Source organism: Pectobacterium peruviense (assembly GCF_002847345.1).
Taxonomy (GTDB): domain Bacteria; phylum Pseudomonadota; class Gammaproteobacteria; order Enterobacterales; family Enterobacteriaceae; genus Pectobacterium; species Pectobacterium peruviense.
The window spans coordinates 1-17,436 of sequence record NZ_LXFV01000031.1; the positions used below are offsets into that span (position 1 = coordinate 1).

Annotated in this window: 16 protein-coding genes; 10 read left to right on the top strand and 6 right to left on the bottom strand. The window is 50.4% G+C overall.

What is annotated here, in order from left to right:
- Window positions 1-445: 445 nt before the first annotated feature.
- Together loiP and A0G03_RS18360 are read left to right on the top strand one after the other, a co-directional pair.
- A complete protein-coding gene (loiP, locus tag A0G03_RS18355; RefSeq protein WP_048262508.1) occupies window positions 446-1,198 on the top strand; it encodes a metalloprotease LoiP in 753 nt (250 codons plus the stop codon).
- 678 nt (window positions 1,199-1,876) lie between these two features.
- Complete coding sequence (locus A0G03_RS18360; RefSeq protein WP_048262510.1) at window positions 1,877-2,422, top strand: helix-turn-helix transcriptional regulator; 546 nt, start codon at window positions 1,877-1,879, stop codon at window positions 2,420-2,422.
- A gap of 54 nt (window positions 2,423-2,476) precedes the next feature.
- On the opposite strand, the gene speA is transcribed toward A0G03_RS18360, so the two are convergent.
- Window positions 2,477-4,459: a biosynthetic arginine decarboxylase gene (speA, locus tag A0G03_RS18365; RefSeq protein WP_048262512.1), complete on the bottom strand. Its 1,983-nt coding sequence runs from the start codon at window positions 4,457-4,459 to the stop codon at window positions 2,477-2,479.
- A 717-nt stretch (window positions 4,460-5,176) separates the two neighbouring features.
- Between speA and metK the strand changes: the two genes are divergently transcribed.
- From metK to ruvX, 7 genes are all read left to right on the top strand, one after another.
- Window positions 5,177-6,328, top strand: a complete 1,152-nt coding sequence (gene metK, locus A0G03_RS18370; protein ID WP_048262514.1) for a methionine adenosyltransferase — start codon at window positions 5,177-5,179, stop codon at window positions 6,326-6,328.
- Window positions 6,329-6,440: 112 nt separating this feature from the next.
- Entirely contained in the window at window positions 6,441-6,953 is a 513-nt protein-coding gene (locus tag A0G03_RS18375) for a SprT family zinc-dependent metalloprotease (RefSeq protein WP_048262517.1), read from the top strand.
- 96 nt (window positions 6,954-7,049) lie between these two features.
- Window positions 7,050-7,748, top strand: coding sequence for a deoxyribonuclease I (gene endA / locus A0G03_RS18380; RefSeq protein ID WP_048262519.1), 699 nt, complete (start codon window positions 7,050-7,052; stop codon window positions 7,746-7,748).
- Window positions 7,749-7,865: 117 nt separating this feature from the next.
- Window positions 7,866-8,600 carry a 16S rRNA (uracil(1498)-N(3))-methyltransferase gene (gene rsmE, locus A0G03_RS18385; RefSeq protein ID WP_048262521.1) on the top strand — a complete coding sequence of 245 codons (735 nt, stop codon included), beginning with the start codon at window positions 7,866-7,868 and terminating at the stop codon, window positions 8,598-8,600.
- Window positions 8,601-8,611: 11 nt separating this feature from the next.
- The gene (gene gshB / locus A0G03_RS18390) at window positions 8,612-9,571 is read left to right on the top strand and encodes a glutathione synthase (RefSeq protein ID WP_048262523.1); all 960 of its coding nucleotides are present in this window, start codon (window positions 8,612-8,614) and stop codon (window positions 9,569-9,571) included.
- Window positions 9,572-9,652: 81 nt separating this feature from the next.
- Window positions 9,653-10,216, top strand: coding sequence for a YqgE/AlgH family protein (locus A0G03_RS18395; protein ID WP_048262524.1), 564 nt, complete (start codon window positions 9,653-9,655; stop codon window positions 10,214-10,216).
- On the top strand, window positions 10,216-10,635 hold the full coding sequence (gene ruvX / locus A0G03_RS18400; protein ID WP_011095422.1) for a Holliday junction resolvase RuvX: 420 nt from the start codon (window positions 10,216-10,218) through the stop codon (window positions 10,633-10,635). Before A0G03_RS18395 ends, ruvX begins: the two co-directional genes overlap by 1 nt.
- A gap of 121 nt (window positions 10,636-10,756) precedes the next feature.
- Here the strand turns inward: ruvX and fbp are convergent, their stop codons facing one another.
- Window positions 10,757-11,761 (bottom strand): class 1 fructose-bisphosphatase, encoded by a 1,005-nt coding sequence (gene fbp, locus A0G03_RS18405; RefSeq protein ID WP_048262526.1) that lies wholly within the window; start codon window positions 11,759-11,761, stop codon window positions 10,757-10,759.
- A 169-nt stretch (window positions 11,762-11,930) separates the two neighbouring features.
- Between fbp and mpl the strand changes: the two genes are divergently transcribed.
- Window positions 11,931-13,322 (top strand): UDP-N-acetylmuramate:L-alanyl-gamma-D-glutamyl-meso-diaminopimelate ligase, encoded by a 1,392-nt coding sequence (mpl, locus tag A0G03_RS18410; protein ID WP_048262529.1) that lies wholly within the window; start codon window positions 11,931-11,933, stop codon window positions 13,320-13,322.
- Window positions 13,323-13,419: 97 nt separating this feature from the next.
- On the opposite strand, the gene A0G03_RS18415 is transcribed toward mpl, so the two are convergent.
- The 4 genes from A0G03_RS18415 to hflK all read right to left on the bottom strand — a co-directional run bounded on the left by A0G03_RS18415 (window position 13,420) and on the right by hflK (window position 17,398).
- Complete coding sequence (locus tag A0G03_RS18415; RefSeq protein ID WP_048262531.1) at window positions 13,420-14,718, bottom strand: adenylosuccinate synthase; 1,299 nt, start codon at window positions 14,716-14,718, stop codon at window positions 13,420-13,422.
- Window positions 14,719-14,817: 99 nt separating this feature from the next.
- Entirely contained in the window at window positions 14,818-15,018 is a 201-nt protein-coding gene (locus A0G03_RS18420) for a DUF2065 domain-containing protein (protein ID WP_048262534.1), read from the bottom strand.
- Between the two features lie 127 nt (window positions 15,019-15,145).
- Window positions 15,146-16,141 carry a protease modulator HflC gene (gene hflC, locus A0G03_RS18425; protein WP_048262536.1) on the bottom strand — a complete coding sequence of 332 codons (996 nt, stop codon included), beginning with the start codon at window positions 16,139-16,141 and terminating at the stop codon, window positions 15,146-15,148.
- A 3-nt stretch (window positions 16,142-16,144) separates the two neighbouring features.
- Entirely contained in the window at window positions 16,145-17,398 is a 1,254-nt protein-coding gene (gene hflK, locus A0G03_RS18430; RefSeq protein WP_048262539.1) for an FtsH protease activity modulator HflK, read from the bottom strand.
- Between the last annotated feature and the right edge of the window lie 38 nt (window positions 17,399-17,436).

A 17,436-nucleotide genomic window follows, 5' to 3' on the forward strand; every position in this document is an offset into this window, starting at 1 on the left:
ACGGATAGCATTGGCAAGTTCTTTACGAGAGGACATGCTTGACTCCAGATCGGATTGAACGAATGCCTTCCTGTATAATTTATATAAATCAGCAACTTAAACAGGAATGACAAAATAAATATGATTACAAATGTACATGAAAAACGTAGCGAATGCACATGGAACCGTGAGCAAAAAACAGGGATTTATTGGCTAACGAATCAATGGCGGTTCTTTTATCAATTGTGCAGTTGATTGCAGCACCATACGCCATGTTTTCCAGTGGGTTCGCCTTTATCTATCGTGCCTTTTTGGAACGCACGGAAACAAGATTTATCAACCGTTGGTTATCGAAAAGAAGACAAATCAGATTTTCTGATCTATTTCTCAATGCTATTTTCGGGTAGTTTATGGTCGTTTTTCTTTCATATTAAAAAACAAACACTATCGTAGGGAGATGATTTTTATGGCAATTCGTTCTTCTGTACTGGCGCTGTGTGTCGCAACCTTGCTGACTGGCTGCCAGAATTTAAACACCAACACCTTAATGCAATCCGGTGCACAGGCTTTCCAGGCGGCAACACTCAGTGATGCTCAGGTTAAAGCGCTCAGCGATCAATCCTGTGAGCAAATGGATAAAGAGGCAAAAATTGCCCCTGCAGACAGCAAATACACGCAGCGCCTGAATAAAATTGCGGATGCGCTAGGCCACGATATCAACGGCACACCAGCAAACTACAAGGTGTATTTGACAAAAGATGTTAACGCCTGGGCAATGGCGAACGGCTGTATCCGGGTATACAGCGGTTTGATGGACATGATGAACGACAATGAAGTGGAAGGCGTACTCGGCCACGAAATGGGTCACGTAGCGCTGGGACACACGCGTAAAGCCATGCAGGTTGCTTATGCCGCGACGGCCGCGCGTACTGCAATCGGCTCTGCTGGCGGCATGGCGGCCTCCTTGTCACAATCTCAGTTAGCCGATCTGGGCGAAAAATTAGTGAATTCCCAATTCTCTCAAACCCAAGAAACGCAAGCTGATGACTATTCCTTTGATTTTCTGAAGAAACGCGGCATCAATCGCGACGGTCTGGCGAGCAGCTTTGAGAAACTCGCGAAACTGGATGCTGGCCATGAGAGCAGCATGTTTGATTCCCACCCTTCATCTGAAGGCCGCGCCAAACACATTCGTGAACGCATTGCTGCCGAGAAATAATCTCACACGCTGATTACTCGCAAAAAATGCACACTGGGGCAATTGAAAAAATCTCAATTGCCCGCTAGTCATCCGACCACTATCATCCCCGTCATATTCACTGTAAGCTGTTACATAACAGTGACCCTCAATCACTGCTATCGCTACTATGATAGGATTTAAGAATTAATAGATATAAATAGATAGCTATTTTCAATCATATTTACCTTCCGTTCTCTTTTTAAGAAACGATACTCGCCCGATTTCCAGATGCAAGAAAGCAACTGAGAGAATGAATGCGGCGGCATACGGAAAAACAGGCAACCACGATTAACGAAGACATACACGCCTTAATAACAGGGAGGATGGGATAACCCCATGTATTTAAAGATAGAAATAAACCAGTAAATCAAGCATACTATGTTAAACCAATAAGACTTTTTCCAGTTTAATCATATAGATATATGATAAAACCTGTTGTTTCTCCCGCAGGTTTCTCTAGAGGCTCCATCTTTTAGCGATTTAAAAGCATTTCAAGATCGCGATTTCTTAATAACTGGATAACATCAGCAACGATTATTGGTTTGTGGCCACTTTCAGACAATAAACTCATATGTGTTAAAAATCATGGATGTGAGAATTTTCAGTAAATGCAACTTTACCACGGTAGGATTACGGGAAATCCTATCGAGTATTCCTATGCTCTCGATAAAGCCCGTCAACAGGTTTACGCTGCAGCCAGGAAAGAAAAAATGTATTTTCATCATTGACGGCAGTAGCGAGGGCTTTGAGGAATACTATGAGTCGATAAGAACTCACTTTTATAATATGGCGTCATCGTTCGTTATCATCAATAATTCCCCCAATCATCCCCCTGTGTGCATTGACGAAAAAACGATTCTTATTTCAAAGTCAGCAGCCATAGATTCGTTTTATAAATTACTCGATTTCGTTCACCTACACGACCGCCGTTTATTCAGTCCCGTCAGGTTATCAAAATCTGAATATGCCGTATTCCAGTATTGGTGTGCGGGCTACACAGCGGAAGCGATTGCCGATCTCATCGGGTTAAATAAAAAATCAGTACTGAACAGTAAATCAAGATTACTGAATAAATATGGCGTTCAGGATAAAAACTCTTTACTGCTTATTGCTAAAATTATCTTCAAAGACAGCGTCATTGAAGAATTTGATTCCCTTCCAAAACCAGCAGCCGATATCAATATGAGTCATTCGCTTATCTGATCGATAGACGAAAAAAAGGGATGCTAACTTGCATCCCTTTTTACTCAGTCACGCTTATTCTTCATCTTCCAAATAAGTATAACCGTACAGCCCGCTTTCAAACTCTTCCATAAACTGAGCCTGAAGCTCAGCATCCAGATCGGTTTCTTTGACCTGATCGCGGAAGCGCGTCATCAAGACTTTAGGGTCAAGCTGCACATATTCCAGCATGTCGGCAACCGTATTGCCTTCATCAGACTCTTCAATCTCAACGGTGCCATCCTGGAAGACAAATACGTCAACCGTCGACGTATCGCCGAACAGGTTATGCATGTTCCCGAGGATTTCCTGATAGGCGCCGACCATAAAGAAGCCTAGCAGCGGCGGATTTTCTGGATCGTAAGGCGGCATTGGCATCGTCGTCGCGATTCCGTCACCATCGACATAATGGTCGATCGAGCCATCAGAATCACAGGTGATATCCAGCAGGACAGCACGACGCTCAGGCGGTTTATCCAGCCCTTCCAGCGGCATTACCGGGAACAGCTGATCGATACCCCATGCATCCGGCATGGATTGGAACAGCGAGAAGTTGACATACAGCTTGTCAGCCATCCGTTCCTGTAATTCATCGATCACCGGCCGGTGAGCACGATTACTCGGGTCCAGCTGTTCCTGAATCAACTGACAGATGCTCAGATAAAGCTGCTCCGCTTTCGCACGCTGTGTCAGATCCAACATACCGTGTGTGTACTGGGTATGCACATCGTGCAAGTCCATCTGGCTGTCATGCAGCCACTCGCGCAGCGAACGGCGTTTGCCCGGCTGCTTGATTTCCTTCCAGGTTGACCACAGGCTTTCCAACGCACGCGGAGCGCCGTCTTCCGGCTCAGTAGGTTCGCTGAATTCGTTACGTTCCACCCCGATAATATTGGAAACCAACACGGTATGGTGCGCGGTGACCGCACGGCCAGATTCGGTGATCACCGTTGGGTGTGGCAAACCATTTTCGTTACAGGCATCACCGATGCCCCAAATCACGTTGTTCGCGTACTCGTTCAGGCCATAGTTCACCGAACAATCAGATTGAGAGCGCGTTCCTTCATAATCCACGCCCAAACCGCCGCCGACGTCAAAGCACTGAATATTTACACCCAGTTTATGCAGCTCGACATAGAAGCGCGCGGATTCACGTACGCCCGTTGCGATATCACGGATATTCGCCAACTGCGATCCCAGATGGAAATGCAGCAATTGCAGACTATCCAGCTTTCCAGCTTCACGCAGCATCTCAACCAGTTGCAGCACCTGAACCGCCGCCAGACCAAACTTGGACTTTTCACCACCGCTAGATTGCCACTTGCCCGACCCCTGAGAGGCCAAACGCGCACGAACGCCAAGGCGCGGCACCACATTCAAGCGTTCAGCTTCTTCCAGCACCAGTCGGATTTCGGACATCTTCTCGATGACCAGATAAACTTTGTGGCCCAGCTTTTCGCCGATAAGTGCCAGACGGATGTATTCGCGGTCTTTGTAGCCGTTACACACAATCACAGTACGGGTCATGCCAGCATGGCCCAGTACCGCCATCAGCTCAGCTTTTGAACCGGCTTCCAGACCCAGCGGCTCACCGGAATTAGCCAGTGACTCAATGACGCGGCGATGCTGGTTAACCTTGATCGGATAAACCAGAAAGTAGCCGCCTTCATAGCCAAACGACTCGCGAGCCTGTTTAAACGCAGCGTTAATAGAACGCAGGCGATGCTGAAGAATCTGCGGAAAGCAGAACAGCGCAGGCAAGCGCTGATGGTTCTCTTTCTGCATATCTTTGACCAGTCTGGCCAGATCGACGCGCGCTTCTGGGACGTCTGGATCCGGGCACACGCTAATGTGGCCGAGTTCATTGACGTCATAGTAATTATTGCCCCACCAGGCAATATTGTAGGTACGAAGCATTTCGCTGGCATTACGGTCATTCATGGCAACCTCCTGCATAGAGCGCAAATTTTCATGTTTACCCGTCGCTGACGAGCCGTGATGAATCATGTCGTCAGACATAACGAACCTCTTCTTTTTCTAGACTGCTAATCACATCAGTACCTGAATGAACAGCCCACATGAGCATACCTGCAACATGCGGCATCGACAGTAAAAAAACCGGCGTAGTGAAGTATGCCGTCACTTTATTACTCTTATTAGTGTAAAACACGTTGTCAGGCTCCGTGTTACGGGTCGATAAAACTCGTCGTGAAAATCACCGGGCGAACGTGACCAGAAAGGTGTTAAATGCTTCTGGCAGAAAGAATAACAGGCAGATTAACCAGCCCTAGAGTCCTGTGTCGAATTTAAAGACAGGCAACGTCGAGAAACGGAAAAGAAGGGTTGAGTCGCTGACGCGGTAGCGTCAAAAGGGACATATTGCGAGCGCAATATACTCAGTAAACAACGGATCATTAATCCTACCACCTCCACGTGCGCCGCAGGCTGTGCGGTCAGCTATCAATAAGACATTCACCATGTCGCGGCGTACACCATACCGCCACAGATCGCCGTTTATACCGACATGCTGCTGTAAAAGCAAAATGAAAATTACTGCCAGTCATCTCTTGTAAAAGAAAAAACGGCCGATGATAAAAGGACGATGGTCAGCTAATGCGAAAAACTACTGGCACTGAGGCCAGAAGGTGACCTAGAATAGCCATCCAGATGTTAATCCGTCTATATCGATTAACTGATACACTGCTTAACGGCTTTGATTTGAAGGTAAAGAAACTCATGGCTAAACACCTTTTTACGTCCGAGTCAGTCTCTGAAGGACACCCAGATAAAATTGCTGACCAGATTTCTGATGCGGTTCTCGACGCCATTCTGGAGCAAGACCCAAAAGCGCGTGTCGCTTGTGAGACTTATGTAAAGACCGGGATGGTGTTAGTCGGTGGTGAAATTACTACCAGCGCCTGGGTCGACATTGAAGAAATTACCCGTCGTACCGTACGTGATATTGGTTATGTCAATTCTGAAATGGGCTTTGATGCCAACTCTTGTGCCGTACTGAGCGCAATTGGCAAACAGTCTCCTGATATCAATCAAGGCGTTGACCGCCGCGATCCGCTGGAACAAGGCGCAGGCGACCAAGGCCTGATGTTCGGTTACGCGACCAACGAAACCGACGTACTGATGCCAGCGCCTGTGACTTATGCACACCGTCTGGTTCAGCGCCAGTCAGAAGTCCGCAAGAGCGGTTCTCTGCCGTGGCTGCGTCCAGATGCGAAAAGCCAGGTTACGTTCCTGTACGACGATGGCAAGATTGCCGGTATTGATGCCGTGGTACTGTCTACCCAGCATTCAGAAGACGTTAGCCAGAAAGATCTGCATGAAGCGGTGATGGAAGAGATCATCAAACCGGTTCTGCCTGCAGAGTGGCTGTCTGCCAGCACCAAATATTTCATCAACCCAACTGGACGCTTTGTTATCGGTGGCCCAATGGGTGACTGCGGCCTGACCGGTCGTAAAATCATCGTTGATACCTACGGCGGCGCGGCACGTCACGGTGGCGGTGCATTCTCCGGTAAGGATCCGTCTAAAGTAGACCGTTCTGCCGCTTATGCCGCACGCTATGTTGCCAAGAATATCGTTGCTGCTGGCCTGGCCGATCGCTGCGAAATTCAGGTGTCCTACGCTATCGGCGTTGCAGAGCCAACGTCCATCATGATCGAAACCTTTGGCACAGAGAAAGTGTCCACCGAGCAATTGACCCTGCTGGTGCGCGAATTCTTCGATCTGCGTCCTTACGGCTTAATCCAGATGCTGGATCTGCTGCATCCGATTTATCAGGAAACAGCAGCCTATGGTCACTTTGGCCGTGAGCATTTCCCATGGGAAAAAACGGACAAAGCCGCGCAGTTGCGTGAAGCTGCTGGCCTGTAATCCAGCGATGTAATAAGCACCAAACGGCGAATGAAAATTCGCCGTTTTTCATTCTGATTTCTCTCCGCTTCGCCTATTGCGTCTCCCTGCCACTCAATTTATGCTCACAGAAATGAACACTCCCCGAATTCCCATTGCCAGCCATCAGGCTGTAATGCGCTGCCTGCGTGATAAATTGCAGCAGGCCAACCTCACCTTGCAGACGGACTACACCGAACCGACGGTAAATTACCAACAGCGAGGTTCTACGGCAGGCACAGCCTGGTTACAACACTGGGAAATTCGGCTGAACCCCGTCTTGTTGCAGGAAAACCAGCAAACCTTTATCGATGAAGTCGTTCCTCATGAGTTGGCTCATCTGCTGGTCTACGCGCGTTTTGGTCGTGTCGCCCCCCATGGCAAAGAGTGGCGCTGGATGATGGAAAGCGTCCTGCATGTCCCAGCAAAGCGCACGCATCGGTTTGCAGTGCAATCCGTGCAAGGGCAAACCTTCACCTACCTCTGCGATTGCCAACGGCATGAGCTAACGATCCGCCGACACAATCGGATACTGCGTGGCGAAACAGAATATCGCTGCCGTCGTTGCGGGAAAACCTTACGACATGATGTAAAAAGCTCTATTTAAAAGGGAATTTTCAGTTTTAAAAACTGCTTTTGAATTTGCCTGCCGACGAGACATCCGGTAGTCTGCCAACTTTACCGTCTGTGGATTATTTGGAATATGCTACGCAAAATTATCGCTATCGCCGCCGTTGGCGCGGGTCTGTTTTCGACTGCCGCGCTGAGCCAAAACATCAATAATTTTTCGCAGGCAAAAGCCGCCGCAGTCGACATTAATCGGGACGCACCGGGTTCGTTCTACTGTGGCTGCAAAATTACGTGGCAAGGCAAGAAAGGCACGCCCGACCTTGAATCCTGCGGTTATCAGGTCAGGAAAAATGAACAACGTGCCAGCCGTATCGAGTGGGAGCATGTTGTTCCCGCCTGGCAGTTCGGCCACCAGCGCCAATGCTGGCAGGATGGTGGCCGAAAGAACTGTAACAGCGACCCCGTCTACCGTGAAATAGAAACGGACTTGCATAACCTGCAACCCGCTATCGGCGAAGTTAATGGCGATCGCGGCAATGCCATGTATGGACAATGGAACGGTGGCGCATCCCAATATGGTCAATGCGAGATGAAGGTCGACTTCAAAAACAATCTGGCAGAACCGCCTGCTCGCGCCCGCGGCCAGATCGCTCGTACCTACTTCTACATGCGCGACCGCTATCAGTTACGCCTTTCCAGCCAGCAGACTCAGCTGTTTGAAGCCTGGGATAAGCAATATCCCGTCACGCAGTGGGAATGTACGCGCAATCAGCGCATCGCCGCAAAACAGGGAAACCCTAATCCCTACGTTCAACAGGCTTGCCAGCGCTAATTCGTCTACCTACTATAGCGAATCAGTTTCCAGCGCAACCACCGTCAAATTACGGTGGTTTTACCTATTTATGGCGTTCCTGCGTCGATTAATTTCATTCAAAGGTCTTAATTCAGTATGCGAGTACCACGCATTTTTCATCCCGAGACGCTCCCCCTTAACGGTGGTGAAGCCGAACTAAGCGACGATGCCACCAACCATGTTGGTCGTGTATTACGCATGAATACGGGCCAGTCATTGCAGCTGTTTGATGGCAGCAATCATGTCTTTGATGCAGAAATCATCGCGGCTGGAAAAAAGAGTGTGCGCGTTAGCTTCACAGCAGGTAAGTTGGAAGATAAAGAATCGCCCCTACATTTACATCTGGGACAGGTGATGTCGCGCGGCGAAAAGATGGAGTTTACCATTCAGAAATCCATCGAGCTGGGCGTCAATGTTATTACGCCGCTGCTGTCTGAACGCTGTGGCGTAAAACTGGATGCAGAGCGTATGGAGAAGAAAATTAGCCAGTGGCAAAAAATTGCGGTTGCCGCCTGTGAACAGTCTGGTCGCAATTGTGTGCCGCTGGTTCGGCCAGCGATGACGCTGGAAGCCTGGTGTGCGGAGCAAGACAACGCGCTGAAATTAAATCTGCACCCGCGCGCTACACAAAGTATCAATACGCTGCCGCTGCCAGTAGATCGAGTCAGGCTGCTGATCGGCCCGGAAGGCGGACTCACCGCCACCGAAATTACCATGACCTCAGAACACGGATTCACTGATATCCTGTTGGGGCCACGCGTCTTGCGCACAGAAACCACTGCACTCACCGCCATGACCGCCTTACAGGTACGTTTCGGCGATTTGGGGTAAAGGAGAAAAGAATGATCAAACTCGGTATCGTGATGGACCCGATTGACACCATCAATATCAAGAAAGACACCAGCTTTGCCATGCTGCTGGAAGCACAGCGCCGTGGTTGGGAACTGCATTATATGGAGATGAACGATCTCTATATGCATGCTGGCGTCGCACGTGCAACAACGCGCCGCCTGAGCGTCCAGTACGATTACGACGGCTGGTACGATTTCTCCGGCGAGCAGGATATCGCGCTGGAAGAGTTGGATGTCGTGTTAATGCGTAAAGATCCACCGTTCGATACGGAGTTCATCTACGCCACCTATATCCTGGAACGCGCAGAAGAGAAAGGCACGCTGATCGTCAACAAGCCGCAAAGCCTGCGCGATTGCAATGAGAAGCTCTTCACCGCCTGGTTCCCACACCTGACTCCCGATACGCTCGTCACGCGTCGCGCAGACAAACTGCGTCAGTTCCATGAAAAACACGGCGACGTTATTCTCAAACCACTGGACGGCATGGGCGGTGCCTCTATTTTCCGTTTGAAGCAGGATGACGCCAACGTATCGGTTATTATCGAAACCCTGACCGAACACGCCAGCCGCTACTGCATGGCGCAAAACTATCTGCCTGCGATTAAAGATGGCGACAAGCGCGTGCTGGTCGTCGATGGCGAACCCGTCCCTTATTGCCTGGCGCGTATCCCGAAAAGCGGTGAAACACGTGGCAATCTGGCCGCCGGTGGTCGCGGCGAAGCGCGTCCGCTGACCGAAAGCGACTGGAAAATCGCTCGCGACGTCGCCCCGACGTTAAAAGCCAAAGGTCTGATTTTCGTCGGTCTGGACATCATCGGTGACCGTCTGACAGAAATTAACGTCACCAGCCCGACCTGCGTGCGTGAAATCGAAGCAGCCTACCCGGATGTTTCTATCACCGGCATGCTGATGGACGCGATTGAAACACGTCTGGCTGCACGCACCCGCTAATCAGGGACACTTGACACGCCACTCGGCCCGCGCAACACGGGCCGTTTCTCCAACGCTGACGGATATCGATAAAAATACACAATGAATTTACAGCATCACTTCCTCATTGCTATGCCAGCACTACAGGACTCTGTATTTAAACGTTCGGTGGTCTATATCTGCGAACATAATGAAGACGGAGCCATGGGGCTGATCATCAACAAACCGATGGATCAATTTTCCGTGGAAAATGTGCTGAAAAAGCTAAAAATAGATCCAACACCACGCGATCCTGCCATCCGATTAGATAAACCCGTGTTTATCGGTGGCCCATTGGCAGACGACCGTGGCTTTATCCTGCATACGCCCAGTTCCGGCTTTGGTTCGAGCATCAGTATTTCTGAGGACACCATGATCACCACCTCAAAAGACGTACTGGAAACGTTAGGCACGTCCAAGCAGCCGAAAAATACGCTGGTTGCCTTAGGTTATTCCGCCTGGGAGAACGGCCAACTGGAAGAGGAACTGCTGGATAATGCCTGGCTGACGACGCCAGCCGATAAAGAGATTCTGTTCCACACGCCCATTGCCGAACGCTGGCGAGCAGCGGCCAGAAAGTTGGGCATCGATATTCATAATATCTCCACTGAAGCAGGACATGCCTGATGAGCAACAGAACCCTCCTTGCCTTTGATTTTGGGACAAAAAGTATCGGCGTTGCAATCGGTCAGGAAATTACCGGTACGGCACGCGCACTGACATCGTTCAAGGCGCAGGAAGGGATACCCGACTGGCAAAAAGTGGAGAAGCTGTTGTCAGAATGGCAGCCAGATTTGGTCGTTGTCGGCCTGCCACTCAACATGGATGGCACCGAGCAGCCGCTGACGGCACGGGCGCGGAAATTTGCTAACCGACTGCACGGTCGTTTTGGTGTCGCTATTGAACTACATGATGAACGATTGAGTACGGTGGAAGCTCGCGCCGATCTCTTTGAACGCGGTGGTTTTAAAGCGTTGGATAAAGGTAGTGTAGACGCGGCTTCTGCGGTGATTATTCTGGAAAGCTGGTTCGAAGCACAACATTAAAAAACGCGGAGAGCGTTTTCAACGTCTCTTGCGGTAGCCCGCCAATAATGGCGTGCCGGACAGCACGCCATAAAAACAATCCCGCATTGGCAGAGAACCCGACAACACGGAATAGTGCTAATTAAGCATCGGGAAATTCACGGATGAAACGTTCAACGTCATCAACCATGGATTCTGTTCCCACAAAGAACGGTGAGCGCTGATGCAGTTTCTCTGGCGCGATATCCAGAATACGGTTTTTGCCGTCGCTAGCCTTACCACCCGCCTGCTCCGCCAAAAACGCCATCGGGTTGCATTCGTACAGCAAACGCAGTTTGCCTTTCGGATAGCTCGCCGTGCTCGGGTACAGGTAAATCCCGCCTTTCAGCAGGTTACGATGGAAATCCGCTACCAGTGAACCGATATAACGCGACGTATAAGGACGCTGCGTCTCTTCATCTTGCTCCTGACAGTATTTGATGTATTTCTTCACGCCGGCAGGAAACTTGATGTAGTTCCCTTCGTTGATGGAATACATATTCCCTTTTTCTGGGAAGCAAACTTTTTCATGCGAGAGGCAGAATACACCGAGCGATGGATCGTAGGTAAAAGCGTGAACGCCGTGACCCGTGGTGTACACCAGCATGGTAGAAGAACCGTAAACGATGTAACCCGCAGCAACCTGCTGGCTACCCGGCTGCAAGAAGTCAGCTTCCGTGACTGAGGTTCCCAGCGGCGTAATACGGCGATAAATAGAAAAAATCGTACCGACAGAGACGTTCACATCAATATTTGACGAGCCGTCCAGTGGATCCATCAGGACCACATATTTAGCGTTTTCCGCCTTGTCGCCTTCAAAGATGACAATTTCGTCTTCTTCTTCAGAGGCGATACCTGCCACTTCACCACGCGCTTTTAATGCAGCTTTCAGTTTCTCATTGGCATACAGATCGAGCTTCATCTGCACTTCGCCTTGAACATTAGAAATACCGCTGGCACCCAAGATATCAACCAAACCGGCTTTATTGATATCACGGTGAATAATCTTGGCGCCCAGTTTAATAGCAGACAGCAGCGCGGTAAGCTCACCTGTGGCGTGAGAGAAATCGTGCTGTTTTTCGACGATAAATTCGCCTAACGTTTTCATAACACTATTCCAAAATCTACGGATGAAAAGCGGTTTCATTTCTGCACCGCCAACGTTTGCGCATGCAGTGTAGCCCAAAGAGAAAGTGAGTACCTAGTCAAATCCATTTCTTATGGCGGATTCATAGCGTTAGAATGTGACGCAGACTCACAGTGAAGATGGAAAATGTATGCGTATTCATATTTTAGGTATCTGCGGCACCTTTATGGGTGGCCTTGCCCTACTCGCTCGCTCGCTGGGGCATGACGTCACGGGCTCAGATGCGAATGTTTATCCTCCCATGAGTACCTTACTTGAAGAGCAGGGAATCACGCTGATCCAGGGATACGATCCGGCACAGCTTGCTCACGCCCCCGATCTGGTCATCATCGGTAATGCGATGTCACGCGGAAACCCGTGCGTCGAAGCTGTACTGGAACAAGGATTACCCTATGTTTCCGGTCCACAGTGGCTGCATGACTATGTACTGCGCGATCGCTGGGTGATTGCCGTTGCGGGAACGCATGGTAAAACCACTACGGCGGGGATGGTCACCTGGATTCTGGAAGACTGCGGCTACCAACCGGGCTTTGTGATCGGTGGCGTTCCCGGCAACTTCACCGTTTCCGCACGGTTGGGTGACAGCCCGTTCATGGTGCTTGAAGCCGATGAATACGACTGCGCGTTTTTCGACAAACGCTCCAAATTCGTACATTACTGCCCAAGAACGTTGGTACTCAACAACCTTGAGTTCGATCACGCCGACATCTTTGACGATCTGAAAGCCATTCAGAAACAGTTCCACCACCTTGTTCGACTGGTGCCCGGCAGCGGGAAGATCATCCTGCCAACCAACGATCTTAATCTCAAACAGGTGATGGGGATGGGATGCTGGAGTGAACAGGAATTGGTCGGTGAAGAAGGCGTTTGGCGGGCACAGAAAGTGGCCATTGATGCCAGCCAATATCAGGTTTACCTGAACAATGAGCTTGTCGGTGAAGTCCACTGGAAACTGGTGGGTGAACACAACATGCACAACGGATTGATGGCGATTGCTGCCGCACATCACGTCGGCGTGCTACCCGCAGATGCTTGCCGCGCGCTGGGCGGATTTATCAACGCGCGCCGTCGCCTTGAGTTACGCGGTACGGAGCATGGCGTCACAGTTTATGACGATTTTGCACATCACCCTACTGCAATTCTAGCGACACTGTCGGCACTACGCAGCAAGGTAGGAGGTACAGCCCGTATTTTGGCCGTACTGGAGCCCCGTTCGAACACCATGAAATTGGGGATGTGCAAAAACGAACTGGCTCCGTCATTAGGCCGCGCTGATGAAGTATTCCTCTTCCAGCCGACGCATATTCCGTGGCAGGTTGTAGAAGTTGCAGAAGCCTGTGTACAGCCCGCTCACTGGAGCGCGGATATTGATACGCTGGTAGAAAACATCGTCAAGACTGCACAGCCAGGCGACCATATTCTGGTCATGAGCAACGGTGGGTTCAGTAACATCCATAATAAGCTGCTGGATAGCCTGAAGAAGAAAGCGCAGAAGGCGAAAGACGCACAAGAATCACTGTAGGAAGCCGTGCTGTTCTGCAACAGCTAAACGCTAGATAGCAAAAAGGACGGGAATCCCGTCCTTTTTCATATTGCATCACTCGTTAAGCGTGGTGCAATCAAGCATCGAACGGATCGCGCAACACCATGGTTTCGCTGCGATCTGGGCCGGTGGAAATAATATCAATCGGCACACCAGTGACTTCTTCGATACGTTTGATGTAGTTAAGCGCAGCCTGCGGCAGCTTGCTGTGATCTTTCACGCCAAATGTGCTTTCAGACCAACCCGGCACAGTTTCGTAAATCGGCTCAAGACCTTCCCAGCCTTCAGCAGCCAGCGGAGTAGTATCTACTTCGGTGCCATTCGGCAAACGATAGCCTACGCAGATCTTAATCTCTTTCAGACCATCCAGAACATCCAGCTTGGTCAGGCAGAAACCTGACAGCGAGTTGATCTGTACCGCACGACGCACGGCAACCGCATCCAGCCAGCCAGTACGACGACGACGACCCGTAGTCGCACCAAACTCGTTACCTTTCTGAGACAGATGCTCACCCACTTCTTCAAACAGCTCAGTCGGGAATGGACCTGCACCCACACGGGTAGAGTAGGCTTTAACGATACCCAGCACATAATCGACATAACGTGGACCCAAGCCAGAGCCGGTGGCAACGCCGCCCGCAGTGGTATTTGAGGAGGTCACGTACGGATAGGTACCGTGGTCGATATCCAGCAGCGTACCCTGCGCGCCTTCAAACATGACGAAATCGCCACGCAGGTGCGCCTTGTACAGCAAATCAGAAACATCAACGACCATAGCCGTCAGGATGTCGGCGATCGCCAGCACATCGTCCAACACTTTCTGGTAGTCGACAGCATCAACTTTGTAGTAGTTAACCAGTTGGAAGTTATGGTATTCGACGATTTCTTTCAGTTTGACAGCAAAGGTTTCTTTATCAAACAGATCGCCAACACGCAGACCACGGCGAGCAACTTTATCTTCATACGCAGGACCGATACCGCGACCCGTCGTACCAATTGCTTTCGCGCCACGCGCTTTTTCACGCGCGTTATCCAATGCGACGTGATAAGGCAGGATTAACGGACAGGCTTCAGAAAGCAGCAGGCGTTCGCGTACCGGGACGCCACGCGCTTCAAGCTCCGTCATTTCTTTCATGAATGCGTCAGGCGCCAGCACAACACCGTTACCGATGATGCTGACAACATTTTCACGCAGAATGCCAGAAGGAATTAAATGAAGGACGGTTTTTTCACCGTTGATAACCAGCGTATGGCCAGCGTTGTGACCACCCTGATAGCGCACAACATATTTAGCCCGTTCAGTCAGCAGGTCAACGACCTTGCCTTTACCTTCGTCACCCCATTGGGTGCCCAGTACGACGACGTTCTTACCCATTTCAAGAATCACCAGGTTGCTTAAAAAAGGATTCTACCATCTCATTTGGATGCTTTCAGTACTTTTAGCACACGGTTGCGCACATTTTTCCGCTTAATTTTAGCCACCCATCCGGCTACGCAACATGTAGTAGATCACGCACCCTGCAACGACTATTCCGCCACCAAAACGCCGCAAAATATTATCCGGTAACTGTGCCATTCCCAAAATCATCCGCCGCCAAAGGCGAGGAAACAGCAACGGACCCAGCCCTTCAAGTACCAAAACCAGCCCGAGCGCCAGCCAAATCGTTGAATTCATAACAGCCCCTTTTTCCTGCTCCGAGTAAGAACAGGACCAAACCCTTTGAGTTATCTCTGCCAGAAAATGACAAAAAAAAGCCCGGTGCAATAACCCGGGCTTGATGAAAGACGTCAGTTAATGACTATCAGCGGCGTGGTGCCATGCTGCTTTCCGGTGACTTCATGTAGCGGAAGAAGTCGCTATCCGGGCTGAGAACCATTACGTCCTGATTATTACTGAAGCTACTTTCATACGCACGCAGGCTACGGATGAAAGAGTAGAAGTCAGGATCTTCGCTGAATGCGTTCGCAAACAGTTTCGCCGCTTCGGCATCCCCTTCACCGCGGGTGATACGCCCTTGGCGCTCGGCTTCAGCCAGCGTACGGGTAACTTCATAGTCTGCCGTCGCTTTCAACTTTTCAGCTTCTTCCTGACCTTGTGAACGGTGGCGACGTGCTACCGCTTCACGCTCTGCACGCATACGTTGGTAAATTGCGTCAGACACTTCAGTTGGCAGGTTGATTTGCTTAATACGCACATCGATAACCTCAATACCCAGCGCAGCCATGCTGTTAGGGTTGATATGAGGTTCGTTGCTCGTCGTCTCTTTCTCAACACGCGCAGCAGCTGAAGCAATCGCATTATCGGCTTCAGTGGTTTCACCGGTACCGGTGTTCAGCGCTTCACGCACGTCAGACATCAGTTGACCACGTGAGTCGGTAACAATGCCTTTCACATCCAGACGACCAATCTCAGAACGCAGACGGTCACTGAATTTACGTTTCAGCAGTACTTCAGCTTGAGAGATGTCACCACCGCCCGTTGCCAGATAGTAACGGCTGAAATCGCTGATACGCCATTTGAGGTAAGAATCGACAATCAGGTCTTTCTGCTCTTTAGTGATGAAGCGGTCAGCCTGGTTTTCCATGGTTTGGATACGAGCATCCAGCATTTTCACTGAGTCGATAAACGGAACCTTGAACTGCAATCCCGGTACATAAATCAGCGGCTTGTTTTCGTCATCACGCAATACTTTGCCAAAACGCATCACAATGCCGCGCTGGCCTTCCTGCACCACAAATAGTGACGCATAGACCACCATCAGTACCAGGATCAGGATAAATAGTAAGGGCTTACGCATCGATTATTCTCTCCCTACTCGAGTGAAGTCATCACGCTGCGCATTTGCTTTGCGCTGATCCATGATATTTCCATTGTTACTGCTGCGCGTTTGGTTGCTATTCGCCGCACCGCTGCTGTTGCTAGGCAAACGCAGTGGATTAGCGCTGCTGTTGCTTTGCGTATTTTCACCACCTTGCCCACGCAGCATCTGATCCAACGGCAGCACCATCAGGTTACTCCCCTTGTCATTGACCAGAACCTTACGAGTATGGCTCAGCACGCGTTCCATCGTTTCGATATACAAACGCTCGCGGGTGATTTCTGGCGCCGCTTTATATTCCGGTAATACTCTGGCAAAACGGGCAACTTCACCCTGAGCTTCCAGAACGGTACGGGTTTTATAAGCGCGAGACTCTTCCAGAATACGTTGCGCCTGACCGTTAGCACGCGGCTGCACTTCGTTCGCATACGCTTCCGCTTCACGAATATATTGCTGTTCGTTTTCACGTGCGGCAATCGCATCATCAAACGCGGCCTTCACTTCTTCCGGCGGACGTGCGGTCTGGAAGTTGACGTCAAGCAGCGTGATACCCATGTTGTACGGACGAACAGTCTCTTCCAGTACACGCTGGGTATCCGTACGCACAATGGTACGGCCTTCAGTCAAAATTTTGTCCATCGTGTACTTACCAATAACGCCACGCAGCGCACTGTCAGTTGCCTGACGCAGGCTGTCATCCGCATTGGTTACGCTGAACAGATATTGCTCAGGCTGTGTGACACGATACTGTACGTTCATTTCAACGCGCACGACGTTTTCATCCGATGTCAACATCACACCCGAGGTCGCCAGTTCGCGCACCGACTCAACGTTCACCGCGCGAACAGAGTCGATAAAGGTTGGTTTCCAGTTAAGACCAGGCCCCACCAAATGGCTGAACTTACCAAAGCGCGTTACGACACCGCGTTCCGCTTCTTTAATGGTATAGAAACCAGTAGCAGCCCAGATGACAACCGCAGCGACGGCAGCGATACCGACGATCCGACCACCCAGTGCTGGGCCGCCAGAATTTCCGCTGTTGCTTGAGCCAGAACCTTTTCCGCCACCCAGATCGCTGAGTTTTTTGCTCAGTTTACGGAAGATGTCGTCCAGATCCGGCGGCCCCTGATCTCGGCCACCTTTATTATTATTTCCGCCAGAGTTGCCGCCATTATTGCTGCTGCTCCCCCACGGGTCGCGGTCTTGTCCGTTATTACCGGGCTGATTCCACGCCATGTTTTAGCTCCATTCTTTATGATAGGTGTTCTTCAGGT